This window comes from Giesbergeria giesbergeri (genome assembly GCF_054779375.1).
Map to the genome: position 1 here is coordinate 17,918 of NZ_BAAGYJ010000012.1, position 14,713 is coordinate 32,630.

At 58.6% G+C, this 14,713-nt stretch carries 15 protein-coding genes; 12 read left to right on the plus strand and 3 right to left on the minus strand.

All coding sequences use genetic code 11. The features are described from left to right. Positions 1 to 22: 22 nt before the first annotated feature. Both ylqF and ACYVB2_RS14385 read right to left on the minus strand, forming a co-directional pair. Positions 23 to 985 (minus strand): ribosome biogenesis GTPase YlqF, encoded by a 963-nt coding sequence (ylqF, locus tag ACYVB2_RS14380; RefSeq protein ID WP_382434422.1) that lies wholly within the window; start codon positions 983 to 985, stop codon positions 23 to 25. 68 nt (positions 986 to 1,053) lie between these two features. After that, positions 1,054 to 2,004 carry a prenyltransferase gene (locus ACYVB2_RS14385; protein ID WP_382434424.1) on the minus strand — a complete coding sequence of 317 codons (951 nt, stop codon included), beginning with the start codon at positions 2,002 to 2,004 and terminating at the stop codon, positions 1,054 to 1,056. Between the two features lie 269 nt (positions 2,005 to 2,273). Between ACYVB2_RS14385 and ACYVB2_RS14390 the strand changes: the two genes are divergently transcribed. Genes ACYVB2_RS14390 through ACYVB2_RS14400 form a run of 3 tightly spaced genes read left to right on the plus strand, consistent with a single transcriptional unit; the run spans position 2,274 to position 6,196 of the window. Further along, entirely contained in the window at positions 2,274 to 5,648 is a 3,375-nt protein-coding gene (locus tag ACYVB2_RS14390) for an MASE3 domain-containing protein (RefSeq protein WP_382434426.1), read from the plus strand. 24 nt (positions 5,649 to 5,672) lie between these two features. Continuing rightward, positions 5,673 to 5,936: a hypothetical protein gene (locus ACYVB2_RS14395; RefSeq protein WP_382434428.1), complete on the plus strand. Its 264-nt coding sequence runs from the start codon at positions 5,673 to 5,675 to the stop codon at positions 5,934 to 5,936. Beyond that, positions 5,936 to 6,196: an oxidoreductase-like domain-containing protein gene (locus ACYVB2_RS14400; protein ID WP_382434430.1), complete on the plus strand. Its 261-nt coding sequence runs from the start codon at positions 5,936 to 5,938 to the stop codon at positions 6,194 to 6,196. The genes ACYVB2_RS14395 and ACYVB2_RS14400 overlap by 1 nt, the downstream gene beginning before the upstream one ends. Here ACYVB2_RS14400 and gshA read toward each other — a convergent pair. Then, on the minus strand, positions 6,169 to 7,698 hold the full coding sequence (gene gshA, locus ACYVB2_RS14405; protein ID WP_382434432.1) for a glutamate--cysteine ligase: 1,530 nt from the start codon (positions 7,696 to 7,698) through the stop codon (positions 6,169 to 6,171). The genes ACYVB2_RS14400 and gshA overlap by 28 nt on opposite strands. Positions 7,699 to 7,922: 224 nt before the next feature. Here gshA and ACYVB2_RS14410 point away from each other — a divergent pair, with 224 nt between their 5' ends. The 9 genes from ACYVB2_RS14410 to tolA all read left to right on the plus strand — a co-directional run bounded on the left by ACYVB2_RS14410 (position 7,923) and on the right by tolA (position 14,701). Continuing rightward, positions 7,923 to 8,228, plus strand: coding sequence for a 2Fe-2S iron-sulfur cluster-binding protein (locus ACYVB2_RS14410; protein ID WP_382434434.1), 306 nt, complete (start codon positions 7,923 to 7,925; stop codon positions 8,226 to 8,228). A gap of 217 nt (positions 8,229 to 8,445) precedes the next feature. After that, positions 8,446 to 9,567: a bifunctional 3,4-dihydroxy-2-butanone-4-phosphate synthase/GTP cyclohydrolase II gene (gene ribBA / locus ACYVB2_RS14415; RefSeq protein ID WP_382434436.1), complete on the plus strand. Its 1,122-nt coding sequence runs from the start codon at positions 8,446 to 8,448 to the stop codon at positions 9,565 to 9,567. 3 nt (positions 9,568 to 9,570) lie between these two features. Further along, positions 9,571 to 10,035, plus strand: coding sequence for a 6,7-dimethyl-8-ribityllumazine synthase (gene ribH, locus ACYVB2_RS14420; protein WP_382434438.1), 465 nt, complete (start codon positions 9,571 to 9,573; stop codon positions 10,033 to 10,035). Then, on the plus strand, positions 10,032 to 10,595 hold the full coding sequence (gene nusB / locus ACYVB2_RS14425; RefSeq protein ID WP_382434440.1) for a transcription antitermination factor NusB: 564 nt from the start codon (positions 10,032 to 10,034) through the stop codon (positions 10,593 to 10,595). The genes ribH and nusB overlap by 4 nt, the downstream gene beginning before the upstream one ends. Before the next feature lie 87 nt (positions 10,596 to 10,682). Beyond that, positions 10,683 to 11,867: a pyridoxal phosphate-dependent aminotransferase gene (locus ACYVB2_RS14430; protein WP_382434442.1), complete on the plus strand. Its 1,185-nt coding sequence runs from the start codon at positions 10,683 to 10,685 to the stop codon at positions 11,865 to 11,867. A 19-nt stretch (positions 11,868 to 11,886) separates the two neighbouring features. Then, positions 11,887 to 12,309, plus strand: coding sequence for a tol-pal system-associated acyl-CoA thioesterase (gene ybgC / locus ACYVB2_RS14435; RefSeq protein WP_382434444.1), 423 nt, complete (start codon positions 11,887 to 11,889; stop codon positions 12,307 to 12,309). Further along, positions 12,306 to 13,010 (plus strand): protein TolQ, encoded by a 705-nt coding sequence (gene tolQ, locus ACYVB2_RS14440; RefSeq protein ID WP_382434446.1) that lies wholly within the window; start codon positions 12,306 to 12,308, stop codon positions 13,008 to 13,010. Before ybgC ends, tolQ begins: the two co-directional genes overlap by 4 nt. A 15-nt stretch (positions 13,011 to 13,025) precedes the next feature. After that, entirely contained in the window at positions 13,026 to 13,454 is a 429-nt protein-coding gene (locus tag ACYVB2_RS14445; RefSeq protein WP_382434448.1) for a biopolymer transporter ExbD, read from the plus strand. Between the two features lie 29 nt (positions 13,455 to 13,483). Then, positions 13,484 to 14,701: a cell envelope integrity protein TolA gene (tolA, locus tag ACYVB2_RS14450; protein WP_382434450.1), complete on the plus strand. Its 1,218-nt coding sequence runs from the start codon at positions 13,484 to 13,486 to the stop codon at positions 14,699 to 14,701. Positions 14,702 to 14,713 lie beyond the last annotated feature (12 nt).

The window sequence follows — 14,713 nt, forward strand, 5'->3', positions numbered from 1 at the left end:
GCCACAGCCCATCTGACCGTTGTCAGGACTCCACGACAGGGCTAGACACCCCCTTGCGACCTTTTTTTCGGGCTTCACGGGCCTGCTTTTTTACCGCGCGTTCCGCATCTTGCAAGGCCGCAGCTGCGCGCCAAGCCTCAAACTCCTGTGGCGTCTCTAACGTAATACAGCCCAAAATAGCAGTACGAAAATCGGTCAACACGATCTCGGCGGCTTTTTGTAGGTTGATCCGTCCCCCCCCCATCATCGCGCCACGTTTACGACCAATGGCCTCCAGCAGTTCGTCATCACGCATGGTGGCTAACCTGTCAGCAAGCTGCCCCAGCCGATAGCGCGCCTCCAGCAAAGGTGCATAGGACACTTGCAACCGCCGCAACAATTCCAGTGCCACCAACTCTTCGTCATAGGCATTGCGCCCCACAGCCCCACTGGCTGCGAGGTTGTAGCCACTCTCGACCACGCTGATGCGCGGCCACAACATCCCTGGGGTATCCCAGAGATAGAAATCATCTGCCAGTGTGATGCGCTGCTCCAGCTTGGTGATACCGGCCTCATCGCCCGTTTTGGCTTGGCGCTTGTTGCTCAGGGTATTGATGAGGGTGGATTTGCCCACATTGGGTACGCCACAAATCAGTACACGCATCGGCTTGGCCATACCACCCCTGTGGGGTGCCAACCGATGGCAGGCATCAATCAGCTTGCGCGCCGGTGCAGGATCGGCTGCATCGAGGGGCACGGCAGCGGTATCGCTCTGGGCGTTGTACCAATCTACCCACAGCGCCGTGCGCGCTGGATCGGCCACATCCTGCTTGTTCAGCACCTTGAGCGTGGGCTTGTGCCCAGTCAGTTCGGCCAACAATGGATTGGCGCTGGAGCCGGGCAGACGCGCATCTAGCACCTCAATCACGACATCGATGTCCTTGATGCGTTCGGCGATGGCCTTGCGGGTCAGATGCATGTGGCCAGGAAACCATTGGATAGACATGGATTGCGCTCTTTCTGGGAAATGGGGGGTGTTGTATACAGGCTGCCATTGTCGGCCGGTGGCGCCCTTCAAGGTGCTGCCCACCACAAACCCACCGTCAATGCCAGACCATGCACTACCGCAGCAGCAATGCCCAGCACCAAGGCAGGCCGCAAACGCTGGGGTTGGGCGCCATGACGCCACAGCAGCGCGGCGGCTGCCAGCGCCAGCGGTGCCGCCAGCAAGGCCCAAGCGGCTCCTGGGGGCAATACACGCCACCACACCAGCACCCACACCCAACCATGTGCCAACAAGGCCAGTCCAAGGTACAAGCGGGCCGCCCCACGCCAACCCAAACGCACAGCCAAAGTGCGCTTGCCCACCAGTGCATCGGCAGCCGCGTCCGGAAAGGCATTACCCACCAAAATATTGGCAATCATCAGTCCGTAAGCTAACGCCACCAGCATGGGCACTGCTGCAAAATGGCCCCGCTGCACATAATCGGCTCCCACTACCATCAAGGCCCAAGCCAGTGCCACGGCCCCCTCCCCCAAGCCACGCGACATCAACACCAGTGGGGGCGCTGAATAGGCCCAGCCCAACCCCACCCCGGCCAGCCCCACCCAGAGCAGCCCTGGCCCACTGTTCCAGGCCAACCACAGTCCTCCCAACACCAACACCACCAGCAGCACCCACGCCAAACGCTGCATATCTTGCATTTGCACCACACCCGTCTGAATCAGACGCGAGCCGCCGGTAAAAGGAAACAACCCCTGTGTGTTTGCGGCATCGGCACCGTTACGTGCATCTTCATGGTCATTGAGTACATTGGCTGCCGCATGGGCCACCAAGGCCAACACCAATGTCACTACAGCCTTGCCCGCCGACAACGCCACACCCGCCTGTGCGGCACAAGCAAGGCCCAACAAACACGCCACCGCCGTAATCACCAAAAAACCGGGGCGCACCATAGAGGCCCACCATCCCAAACGACGCCACAGATGGCCTAAGGTGGACAAGAAACGAACAAATGGATTCATGGGTGGGAACGGGCTGCCCACCGCAGCCCAGAAAATGCAACCACAGAATTGTGCTGCACCACCTAGCCAACGTGGCACATTTCTGCGCCACGTTTTGGATAATGGTGCCATCCGAACCTGCCCCCCCTGATATCCCCAGACCCAGGCACCCTCCATTCCTTTGGCACGGCCCCCATGTTATGCACCACCCCTCACCTCTAAACCTTGGCGCTCTGCACCCCCCAACGCCTTGGCAGCGGATGGTTCAGAGTTTGCTGGCTCCCTCGCTGATGGCTCTCATCTGCTGGTTGGGCACCAAGGTGAGCTACCTGCTGTTTCATGCACTGGCAGAACTGTTCTCGATTGTCATCGGTACTGTGGCTATGGTGGTAGCCACCACGTCCCTGCGCTTCACACGCAACCACTTTGTGGTCTATGTGGCTGTGGGCATAGGTTGGTGTGGGGCCATTGATCTGGCCCACCTGCTCGCGTTCCAGGGTATGCAGTTGCTGCCGACTGACAGCGCCAACCCAGCCACCCAACTCTGGTTGGCCGCCCGCTGCCTGCAAGCCCTGGCCCTACTCAGTGCACCGCTGTTTTTATTGCGCAGCGTGCATGTTGTCTGGCTACATTTGGGTTTTGGTGCCGCTGCCTTGCTGTCGATTTTGGCGGTAGCCAGCGGCCATTTGCCTGCGGCCTACATCGACGGTCAAGGCCTGACACCCCTGAAAATTTACGCCGAGTACGCCATCATCAGCATGATGGTCGGGGCCATGCTGCTGTTCTGGCATTACCGCGCCCTGATGTCACCGCAGCTCCTGACCAATCTGCTGCTGGCCGCCGCATTGCTCATGGCAGCAGAGTTTGCCTTTACCCGCTACGTGAGCGTTTATGCCCAAGCCAATCTGATTGGTCATGTGCTCAAGATATTTGCCTATTGGCATGTGTATTTGGCGCTGGTGCACAACACCTTGGGCGAGCCGTTTGACATGCTGACACGCACCGCCAGCACCTACGATGCCGTACCCGATCCCACTTTGGTCATTGGCACCGATGGCACCATTCGCCAGGCCAACCAAGCCGCAGCCCAGCATTGCCAACTGCCCACAGAAAAACTGGTCAACCAATCCAGCCATGCTCTGTTTCACAACGCCGCTGTGGCACCACAAGACTGCCCCGTCTGCCAACACCTCCTGACCCAACACACAGCCTTTACCGTCGAGCTAGAGCGCCACCAAGATCAACGCACCATTGAATGCAGTCTGGCACCACTGCATTTTCCGGGCGATGGGCGAGGCTATGTACAGGTAGTGCGCGACATCACAGAACGCCAGCGCATGGAAACAGAGCGCCAAGCTTTGGTGTTTACCTTGGGTGAACGCATCAAAGAATTGCGTTGTCTGCATGCGATTGCCCAATTGGTGGAAACGCCTCAGCTGCAACTGCCTCCGTTGCTAGAAGGTGTCGTGCGTCTGTTGCCTGCAGCCTTTTTGCGGCCAGAGCAAATTCAGGTGGCCCTGCACAGCACCTGGGGCCATTTTGGCTTACCACTGCCCACCCCCCTGCCCGCTGTCCGCAAAGAGCGCACCTTGCGCATCCACGGACAAGCCCAAGGCCAATTGTTGGTCTGGTACCCCTGCCCTGCCGATGGCAGCCCTACACCCCACTTTCTGCCCGAAGAAGACCCCCTGCTCGACAGCGTAGTGCAACAAATCGCCGATTGCATCGAACGGATACAGGCGGCTGAGAAGGTGCAACGCCTGTCCAACCTCTATGAACTGCTCAGCACCACCAACCGGGCTGTGGTGTATTCACAAAACCGCGACGAACTGCTCGACCGTCTGTACCAAGGGCTGATTGCCCACAGCACCTTTCCCATGCTGTTTTTGGCCTTGCGCACCACGCCAGACCAGCCTCTACAGCTAGCACACACCCACGGCATCGCGGCCACAGTGCTACCCGCCCTAGAGCAGACCATCCACCACCACGGCAGCGCCTTCAACACCTTACTGCCCACGTTGGTCGATGGGGAGATACGGGTCTATGACGTTCCTGCCCTCCCCAACGCCCCCCTCACCGATCCTTGGCTGGCCTTTCTGCACGAGCAACATATTGGGCAACGTGCCCTGTTACCACTGTTTTACGATGGGCAACTGTTGGGTGTGTTTGGCCTGTACGCCAGCCCACAAAACATCTTTGAGCACGATGAGATGCTGCTGCTCAACGAAATGGCGTCCGACCTGTCTTTTGCACTGCGCAACTTTAGCAACGCACAGCATCTGCGAGCAGCCCAAGAGCAAGTCAGCCTGTCAGAGCACCGCTTCAGTGAACTGTTTCAAGCGTCGCCCTCCCCGATGCAAATCTACAGCCTGAGCACTGGAGAGCTACGCACGCTGAACAAATCGTTCCAGCAGTGGCTAGGCTACACCCCACAAGACATTGCCACCATCAATCACTGGTTTGCTGCGGCCTATGCCACCCCCCAAATTCGTGACGAACTCCGGCAGCATTGGGAAGAAAGCCTGACCTTGGCCCGCCAAGGCACCGTGGCTGAATCGCCCGAATTGGTGCTGCGTTGCAAAGACGGCAGCGCCCGCATTGCACGGGGCACGGTGGCCTTGGTGGGCGATGAAGCCATCATCGCTTGGACTGATCTCACCGACATTCGCTGCAGCCAACGCACGCTGCTAGAGAGTGAAAAGCGTTTTCGCAGCATGATTGAACAAACCATCAGCGGCATTTATGTGCGCCGGGGCGGGCGCATCATTTATGTCAACCCCAGTTACTGCGAGATGATGGGTTGGTCGGCCCAAGAGCTGCTCAACAACGATATTTTGTCTTTCACCACCACCGACTCTCCCACGCTAGAGCGTATCCATGCCGCATGGCACCGCTTGGAAGAAGGCGAACGCAATGTCTCCTACAGCGTCCCCATGCGCCGCAAAGACGGGACGATGATAGAACTAGGGCTCAACGCCAACCAGATTCTTTGGGACGATGGCGAGGAAGCTACGATTGTCATGGCCCAAGACGTGACCGAACGCAAACGGGCCGAAGAACAAATTGCCGGTTATGTCCACCAGCTGGAAGACTCCATGAAGGGCACGCTCCAAGCAGTCTCGAACATGGTAGAAATGCGCGACCCCTACACCGCAGGCCACGAACGGCGCGTTGGACTGATTGCTGGCGCCATCGCTCGGCAAATGGGCTGGGATGAGGCCCGCTGCACCATGCTGGAGCTGGTCGGGCTGGTGCATGACATTGGCAAAATTGCCGTGCCCGCAGAAATCCTCACCAAGCCCAGCCGCCTGAGTGAACTGGAAATGGAAATCGTGAAATGCCATGCCCAAACCGGCTATGAAATTCTCAAGGACGTCCATTTCCCAATGCCAGTGGCCGATATCATCCGCCAGCACCATGAACGCATGGACGGCAGCGGCTATCCACAGGGGCTGCACGGTGATCAAATCATGCCCGAGGCACGGGTGCTGGCAGTGGCGGATGTGCTCGAATCTATGGCTGCCGACCGCCCTTACCGCCCAGCCCTAGGACTGGATGTGGCCTTGGCCGAGATTGTTCGGGGCCGGGGCCATATCTATGATCCGGTGGTAGCCGATGCCTTGGTGTCTTTGGTGCGCGAGCACGGCTACACCCTGCCCCAATAACGCCCCCTCCATGACCACCCGCCCATGCCACAGCCTTCCCGCCTTGAACGCCACACCGCCCCTGAGGGCGATAAAGAACTGTTAATCAAAGGCATTACCTGCGCACTGATCGGACTGCTGGTGCTGCTGGCTCCGTTTATCGCGCGTTCAGCCAGCGTGCAAGAGATGATGGCCCAAGCGGTGGCCGTTGGCTGGTTCGCTTTGGTGTTGGGGTGCGCCTTCATTGTGCAATACGGTCTGCGCCGTGCCCGCACCAACACCAAAAACCAACAGCCACCTGCTCCATGATGCCAACGCCCCTCTGGCCCACGCAGGCCACTGACCTACCCCAAGCCCGAGAGCTCTTCAAGCAGCTGCAAGCTCTGGCAGCAAGCCAAGCAGGAATCGTCTTGCGCCCGCCGCCACCAGAACCCACCAGTTGCTGTGGCAGGGGCTGCAATGGATGCGTTTGGGAGGGCTTTTATGCCGCCACCGAATACTGGCGCCAAACGGCATTGCTGCAACTGGATGCACCCCACGCTCAGCCCAGCTCACTAGGGGCCATATAACGCTGGCGCCACTCCTCAAAGGGCAGGGTATCGGCGGCCTCCAACGCTTTTTGCGCCGCAAGCGATTCCACCGCCAAGGCCTCAAAATGGGCTTGTTGATTGACATCCCAAGGCAGCGCCAACACGGCATCGCGTGCCACCATCGACTGTTGCAAGGCAAACGCACTAAAACTGTGGTTCATCACCCCAGCCATGTCATGCAATACCCGAGCCGATGGTGTTTGCTCTGGTGTAGCCAAGCGATGGCGGGCTGCGTCCAAGGCGGCACTGTAATCCTCGGTTGCATGGGCCATATCCAACGCTTCAGCCACTGGCACACACTCGGCCAAAATCTCAGCGGCCCAATCGTTCAACGTCACCCACTGCCCCATACGCTCCAAACGCAGCCCTGGCTCACGGCCCTGTTCAGCCGTGCTGTGCTGATTGCGCTTGAGCTGCTCAATCTCATCGGGCGTATCTGCGGGGCTGTCCGTCAACAGGCAGTGCAGCAAGAAGATATCCAGAAAACGCATGGTCTGTGCAGCAATGCCCACAGGCTCAAATGGATCTAAATCCATCAGCCGCACCTCTACATACTCGACGCCCCGCTCGCGCAGGGCATGGAGCGGGCGCTCGCCAGTGTGTACCGTACGCTTGGGCCGAATGGTGCCATAGAACTCGTTTTCTATTTGCAACAAGCTGGTGCCCAACTGGTTGTAGTCTCCCCCCGGATTACGCACCCCAACGGCCTCATAGGCGGGGTAGGGTTGGGTTAAGGCTTCGTGCAGGCTGTTGGCATAGCCCTCCAGCCCGTTGTAGCTCACCGCCAGCGACGCCTGTGCATCACTTTGGTAGCCCAACCGGCCCATGCGCAAAGAGGTAGCGTAGGGCAGGTACAGCGATTGCCCCGCATCACCCAAAGGTTGCAGGCGATGTTCACGCCCTTGCACAAAGCATGGGCACAGTGCAGGCGAAGCACCAAACAAATACAGCAACACAAAAGCATGGCGGCGGAAATTTCGGATCAACGAAAAATACGCTTCGCTCCCTACACCCGGTAAAGACCAGTTGTAATGCAATCCTGAAATAGTCTGCATACGGCGACCATAACGGTGGCCCAGCCCCATTCGGTAAACGCTTTTGGCTCGGCCCACATTGGAGCTACCAAAGCGGGCCAATGGGATGGTCTCATCCGTGGGCAAACCACACGGCATGCTCGACACCCACAGCATTTCTCCTCCTTGGGCCTGCAAGGTGCGCAATACAAACTGGTGGATATGGGTCAGCTCGTCCAAACATTCCTGCACCCCCCGATGGGCACCAGTGATCAATTCAATTTGCGACTCGCTGTAGTCGGTAGTGATATGCGGATGCGTCAGGGCAGCGCCCAGCATCAATGGGTGCGGTGTCAGGGCCAACCCACCGCTGGGCAAAACCCGCAGCCCCTCTTTTTCGATGCCCCGGCGTATGCCGGTCAGACGTGCAGGAGATTGCTGGCGGATGCGCTCTTGTAGTGTGCTCATATTCTCGGTATCCATCTAACGCGATGGGTTGGAACTTAGCACGTCCGGGCGCGCAGGCCAGAACCCCAACCAAGATGCCTTATGAACGCAATCTCTTCAGGGTTATCCCTGTATTCGTTGGACAATCCTGTGGACAACTCTCCAAAATGCCCCCTATTTCAATCCAACTGGTTGATTCTTAAAGCACCTCTACAAATTGCCTATTTTTTAGGCAATCGTCCACCATGTCCCTGCCTGTTACGCCACCAGCCATCCCTTTTTTCATTGCACGCACCACCCCAGACGGCCAGCAATGCGATGCTTGGCCCGAGCAACCACTGCTCACCTCACTAGAGCAAGGCGGCATTGACTGGCCCAGCTCCTGCCGCAATGGCACCTGCCGAACCTGCATTGGCCAACTGATCGAAGGCCAAGTGCGTTACACCATCGACTGGCCGGGCCTCACCCCAGAAGAACATGCCAGCGGTTGCGTTCTGCCCTGCGTGGCGCATCCATTGTCTGATGTGGTGCTCGAAATGTCCGTCCTCTGAATAACCCTCATCACATCTGCCATAGAGCACCGTCTCGTGCGGCGCTAGAATCTTCTCTTTTTGGGCCAGCCTGTGCAACTTGGGCTGGCCTACCGTACGGCGGCGCCGTATCGCATGTTCTTTGGGGCGTTTTCCGGGCCAGCAAGCCCCAAGCGCCAGCACCAGGGGCTTTGCGCTGCACCACGCTCCACCCTGCGGCCTACCGACGAAAGCCCCCATGAACACCCCCCTCACCCCCGTACCGATCTCGCCGGTACAAGACATCGTGGCCGAAATGCGCGCTGGGCGCATGGTCATTTTGGTTGATGAAGAAGACCGCGAAAACGAAGGCGATCTGGTATTGGCGGCTGACCATGTTACGCCCGAGGCCATCAACTTCATGGCCCGTTTTGGTCGGGGTCTGATCTGCCTGACGCTCACCCGCGAGCGTTGCGAGTTTCTCAAATTGCCCCCTATGGCAGCACGCAATGGCACGGTCTACAGCACCGCCTTCACGGTATCTATCGAAGCGGCTGAAGGCGTCACCACCGGCATTTCAGCGGCTGACCGCGCCCGCACCGTACAAGTAGCGGTTGCCAAGAGCAGCCAGCCCACCGATTTGGTGCAACCGGGCCATATCTTCCCGCTACAGGCCGTTGATGGCGGCGTGCTGATGCGGGCTGGTCACACAGAGGCCGGCTGCGACCTGTCGCTGATGGCAGGGTGCAGCCCCAGCTCCGTGATCTGCGAGATCATGAAAGACGATGGCACGATGGCCCGTCTGCCTGACCTGCAACTGTTTGCGGCCGAACATGGCCTGAAAATCGGCACCATTGCCGACCTGATCGAATACCGCAGCCGCCATGAGTCACTGGTCGAAAAAGTAGGCAGCCGCACGCTGCAAACCGCCTTTGGCGAGTTCACAGCCCATGCCTACCGCGACAAACCGAGCCAATCGGTGCATCTGGCGCTGGTCAAGGGCCAATGGACGCCTGAAGACGTGGTGCCCGTGCGCGTACACGAACCGCTGTCCGTACTGGATGCACTGGAAGTGAACCGTGCCATGCACTCTTGGGGTTTGGACACCAGCTTGGCCTATTTGCACCAGCAGGGCAAAGGCGTGGCCGTATTGCTCAACTGTGGCGAAAGCGCCAGCCAACTGCTGGCACAGTTTGAAGGCACAGCCCGCTCGGCACAGGCTCCCGAACGTGGACGCATGGATTTGCGCACCTATGGCATTGGTGCGCAAATTCTGCGCGAATGCGGCGTACACAAAATGAAGCTCATGGGCCAACCCCGGCGCCTGCCCAGCATGACCGGCTACGGACTCGAAATCACCGGCTATATCCCCAAGGAATAAACCATGTTGAATGCAGACAAAGGCGCTACACAACAGCTGGACGGCAGCAAGCTGCACATCGGTATCGCGCAGGCACGCTTTAATGAAGGCATTACCAATGCGTTGGCAGCAGCCTGCCGTGCAGAACTGCTGGCGCTGGGCGTGGCCGAAGAAAATATCACCCATGTGTTTGTGCCTGGCGCCCTAGAAGTGCCCTTGGCTTTGCAGGCTTTGGCCGACCGTGAAGAATTTGATGCCCTGATTGCGCTGGGCTGCATCATCCGGGGCGAAACCTACCACTTTGAACTGGTTGCCAACGAATCGGGCGCTGGCGTCACCCGCATCGCCTTGGACTACCACCTGCCCATTGCCAACGCCATCCTGACCACCGAAAATCTGGAACAGGCCATTGCCCGCCAAACCGAAAAAGGTGCCGATGCCGCCCGAGTGGCGGTAGAGATGGCCTGTCTGCTGGAGGAATTAGCATGAGCGAGCCATCCACCCCCCCACGTCAACGTCCCCCTCGGTCAACGCGCACAGGCCTGACCAGCACGGGCGCCCGCAAGGCCACATCCAAATCCAGCCGCAGCCGGGCGCGCGAGTTTGCGTTGCAAGCCCTGTACCAGCACTTGGTGGGCGGCAACCATGCTGAAGCCATTGACGCCTTCACGCGCGATCTGTCGGGTTTTCACAAGGCCGATGCCGCACACTACAGCGCCCTGCTGCACGGTTGTATCAACACAGCCGCCGATCTGGATGCCCTGATCACCCCCCTGCTAGACCGCAAGCTGGCCGAGATCTCGCCCATTGAGCATGCGGCCATGTGGATTGGTGCCTTTGAATTCCAACACTGTGCCGATGTGCCGTGGCGTGTGGTGATCAATGAGTGCATTGAACTGGCCAAAGAGTTTGGTGGCACTGATGGGCACAAGTATGTCAATGGCGTGCTGGGTGGCCTGGCGCCCCAACTGCGTGCCACCGAAGTAGCTGCCGACACCCATGCCAGCCCGCGCAACCACGGTTCCGCTACCACAGAACCTACTGCATAAGACTGAATTGCAGCCACACCCCCCATTTGCGGGGTGTTTTGGGTTGTCTACCGCTCCACCTGTGTTGCGCTCTCCATTCTCCTGCCCATGAAAATATCCTCCCGCGCCCAACGCATTGAACCGTTTTATGTGATGGAAGTGGCCAAGGCTGCCCAAGCCTTGGCGGCACAGGTGGCCCACAGCCACCAGCCGATGGTGTTTCTGAACATTGGCGAGCCAGACTTTACGGCTCCGCCTTTGGTGCAGGAAGCTGCTTTGCGCGCCATCCGTGATGGCCGTACACAGTACACCCCCTCGCTAGGCTTGGATGTCTTGCGCGAACGCATCAGTGGCTGGTATGCACAGCGTTTTGGCATTGCAGTGCCAGCACGGCGCATTGTGGTCACGGCGGGTGCCTCAGCAGCCTTGCAATTGGCCTGTTTGGCCCTGATTGATGCGGGCGACGAGATACTCATGCCCGACCCCAGCTACCCTTGCAACCGACACTTTGTCAGTGCTGCCGAAGGCCGGGCGGTGCTGATTCCCACTACTGCAGCCGAACGCTACCAACTCAGTGCCGACAAGGTGCGTTCCGCCTGGAACAAACACACACGGGGCGTGCTGCTGGCCTCGCCTTCCAACCCCACCGGCACCTCCATTGCCCCTGATGAACTGGGCCGCATCCACCAAGCAGTCCAAGAGCATGGAGGCCTCACGCTGATCGATGAAATTTATCTGGGCTTGAGCCATGACGATGCCTTTGGTCAGACCGCCTTGGCCATCGATGACCACATCATCAGCATCAACAGCTTCAGCAAATACTTCAATATGACCGGCTGGCGTTTGGGCTGGATGGTGGTGCCAGATACTCTGGTGCCGGTGGTGGAACGACTGGCCCAAAACCTGTTTATTTGTGCCAACACGGTATCGCAACATGCGGCATTGGCCTGCTTTGAGCCAGAGAGCCTACAAGAATACGAGCGCCGCCGGGCCGAATTCAAGGCCCGGCGTGACTATTTCATCCCGGCCTTGGAGTCGCTGGGCCTGCCTGTGCCCGTTCCGCCCGATGGTGCTTTTTATGCTTGGGCTGATTGCACCACTGCTGCACACAAACTGGGTGTGCAAGGCAGTTGGGACTTTGCCTATGCCCTGATGCAACGCGCCCATCTGGCCGTGACACCGGGGCGCGACTTTGGCAACGCCGAAACCCAACGTTTCGTGCGCTTTTCTACGGCCAGTTCATTGGCTCAATTGCAAGAATCCGTGGCCCGACTGCGCTCTTTGCTCGGCTAAGGTGGGGGACTCCAGCACCATGACCACGGCCTTCCAGCTTCCCATCCGTATCTACTGGGAAGACACCGATGCGGGTGGCATTGTGTTCCATGCCAACTACCTGAAGTTTTTTGAACGCGCTCGCACCGAATGGCTACGGACACTGGGCATCGGGCAACAGGCACTGCGTGAACAAAGTGGCGGTATGTTTGTGCTCACCGATGCCCAGGTGCGTTACCTTGCGCCCGCACGATTGGATGATGAACTTATCGTGACCTCCCAACTCCAACAAGCGGGACGCGCCTCTTTGACATTGTTGCAGGAGGCCTTCCTGTCTGCGTACCCATTCAGTGCTTCGGCTCCGCTGCTTTGTGCAGCCACGATTCGTATTGGCTGGGTTGATGCCAGCACGATGCGCCCTGCAAGAATTCCCGCTTCCCTTCTGGAACAAATCTCATCATGAATTCCCAAGACATGTCCATCCTGAGTCTGGTACTCCATGCCAGCTGGGTGGTGCAACTCGTCATGCTGCTGCTGCTGAGCGTGTCTGTCGCCAGCTGGGCTGCCATCTTCCGTAAGCTGTTTGCCCTCAAACGGGTCAAAGCCTTGAATGAGGACTTTGAGCGCGATTTCTGGTCGGGCACCAGCCTGAACGATCTTTATGCCAGTGCAGCACAAAATGCCAAGCAAGGTGGCCCCATGGAACGCATCTTTGCCAGCGGTATGCGGGAGTTTCAAAAACTGCGTGAGCGCCGCATTATTGATCCTGGTGTTTTACTAGACGGTGCCCGTCGGGCCATGCGGGCCAGCTTTCAACGCGAGATGGATGTGGTCGAGTCCAGCCTGTCATTTCTGGGTTCGGTGGCCTCGGTGTCGCCCTATGTGGGTCTGTTTGGAACGGTCTGGGGGATCATGCACGCCTTCACTGGCTTTGCAGGCATGGAGCAAGTCACGCTAGCCACAGTGGCCCCAGGCATTGCAGAGGCGCTCGTTGCCACTGCCATCGGTTTGTTTGCCGCCATCCCCGCCGTGATTGCCTACAACCGTTTTGCCCACGATTGCGACCGCGTAGCCAATCAGCTCGAAACCTTCATTGAAGAATTCTCCAATATCCTCCAGCGCAATCTGGGGGCACAACCCGCTCATTCGGCCTCGGGCCACTGAGGCAAGGAATCCGTCATGCCTGCCATTGCATCGCGCGGTCGTGGTCGCCGCACCATGAACGAGATCAACATGGTGCCTTTCATCGATGTGATGCTGGTGCTGCTTATCATCTTCATGGTGACAGCCCCCATGCTCACACCTGGCATGGTGGACGTACCCACTGTGGGCAAAGCCAACAAACAGCCTGTCAAATTTGCCACCGTGGTCGTAGGCAAAGATGGTCTGCTGCAACTGTCTGTCGATGGTTCGACCCGCACCGTCACTGAGAAAGAAGCGGCCCAAGCGGCGCTGCAATGGCAGCAAAGCCAACCCGATGGCACAGCCGCAGTCATCATTGCAGCAGAAAAAACCGTGGCTTACGAAGCGGTGGTCAAAGCCATGAGCGCACTACAGAAAGCTGGTGTCCAGCGTGTGGGGCTGTCTGTGAAACAAAGCGGCTCCTGATCGCTGCGACCTCGCTTTTTCTGCACGCCATGCCCACGCACCACGACCGCGAGCAGTTTTCACCGCCCCGTCCACCGGGTCGGCTGCGCGCCATTTCTCTGGCTGTACTGGCCCATGTTCTACTGGTGGGCGCCTTAACTTGGGGCGTGAATTGGAAAACCCATGAAGAAGAGAGCGGCTCTGTGCAAGCAGAATTGTGGGCTGCTTTGCCGCAGCAGGCAGCGCCACGCCTGACAGAACAGCCCCCGCCACCAGCCCCCACGCCAGCACCGGCTCCCTCCGCAGAAGCGCCACCACTCCCCCCCGCACCGGCACTCCCGGCTCCACCACCTGCGCCTGCCGCCATCGCCAACACCCGCGACGCGGATATTGCCATCGAGCGTGAGAAGAAGCGTCTGGAAAAAGAGAAAAAGGACAAGGAACGACAATTACAACTAGAACGTGAAAAAGAGCGCGAAAAAGAAAAAGCCAAAGAACGTGAAAAAGAACGCAAGGAAGCCGAGCGCCAAGAACGCCTAGAGAAGGAAAAGAAAGAACGGCTCGAACAAGAGAAGAAAGAGCGCCTGCAAAAAGAAAAAGCCGCTAAAGCCGAACAAGAAGAAAAAGCACAAAAAGCTGCTCGCGAGAAAGAACGAGAAAAAGCCGAAAAGGCCAAAGAACGTGAAAAAGAACGCGAACGTGAACGCGACAAGGAACGAGAACAAGAACGGCGCGAACAACAAGAAAAGCAAAAACAGCAGGCCGAAGAAAAGAAGCGCCAAGCCCAAGAAGCACAACGCAAACAAGAGGCCATCGAACAGGCCAATGCCAAAGCAGCAGAAGCCCGGCGCCAAGAACATTTGCGCCGCATGCAAGCACTGGCGGGTGCCAGCGGTGGCGACGATGCCACGGGCAACGCCAAACACAGTGGTGGCCCCCAAGCTGGGGGCGGCAGCGGTGCGGGCGGTAGAGGCAACAACAGCACCGGTGCCGGTGGGCCTTCGGCCAGCTATGGCGGCAAAGTGGCTTCCAAGGTCAAACCTAACATCATCTACCCCGATGATGTGGCGGGCAACCCACGCGCAGTGGTCGAAGTGCGCGCGGCCCCTGACGGCACCATCGTTGGCACCAAACTCATCCAATCCAGCGGTGACAAGGCCTGGGATACAGCCGTACTGCGCGCCCTGCAAAAGACTGAAAGTCTACCCCGCGACACTGATGGTCGGGTGCCCTCTACCCTAGAGATCGGCTTCCGGCCCAAAGACTGAACGCCACCCCTG

Coding starts and splice junctions, on each gene's coding strand:
- ACYVB2_RS14395 (WP_382434428.1), top strand. CDS start 5,673: ATGCCACAGCCTTCCCGCCTTGAACGCCACACCGCCCCTGAGGGCGAT.
- ACYVB2_RS14410 (WP_382434434.1), top strand. CDS start 7,923: ATGTCCCTGCCTGTTACGCCACCAGCCATCCCTTTTTTCATTGCACGC.
- ACYVB2_RS14390 (WP_382434426.1), top strand. CDS start 2,274: ATGGCTCTCATCTGCTGGTTGGGCACCAAGGTGAGCTACCTGCTGTTT.
- ACYVB2_RS14445 (WP_382434448.1), top strand. CDS start 13,026: ATGCCTGCCATTGCATCGCGCGGTCGTGGTCGCCGCACCATGAACGAG.
- gshA (WP_382434432.1), bottom strand. CDS start 7,698: ATGAGCACACTACAAGAGCGCATCCGCCAGCAATCTCCTGCACGTCTG.
- ribH (WP_382434438.1), top strand. CDS start 9,571: ATGTTGAATGCAGACAAAGGCGCTACACAACAGCTGGACGGCAGCAAG.
- ybgC (WP_382434444.1), top strand. CDS start 11,887: ATGACCACGGCCTTCCAGCTTCCCATCCGTATCTACTGGGAAGACACC.
- ACYVB2_RS14400 (WP_382434430.1), top strand. CDS start 5,936: ATGCCAACGCCCCTCTGGCCCACGCAGGCCACTGACCTACCCCAAGCC.
- ylqF (WP_382434422.1), bottom strand. CDS start 985: ATGTCTATCCAATGGTTTCCTGGCCACATGCATCTGACCCGCAAGGCC.
- nusB (WP_382434440.1), top strand. CDS start 10,032: ATGAGCGAGCCATCCACCCCCCCACGTCAACGTCCCCCTCGGTCAACG.
- ACYVB2_RS14385 (WP_382434424.1), bottom strand. CDS start 2,004: ATGAATCCATTTGTTCGTTTCTTGTCCACCTTAGGCCATCTGTGGCGT.
- tolA (WP_382434450.1), top strand. CDS start 13,484: ATGCCCACGCACCACGACCGCGAGCAGTTTTCACCGCCCCGTCCACCG.
- ACYVB2_RS14430 (WP_382434442.1), top strand. CDS start 10,683: ATGAAAATATCCTCCCGCGCCCAACGCATTGAACCGTTTTATGTGATG.
- ribBA (WP_382434436.1), top strand. CDS start 8,446: ATGAACACCCCCCTCACCCCCGTACCGATCTCGCCGGTACAAGACATC.
- tolQ (WP_382434446.1), top strand. CDS start 12,306: ATGAATTCCCAAGACATGTCCATCCTGAGTCTGGTACTCCATGCCAGC.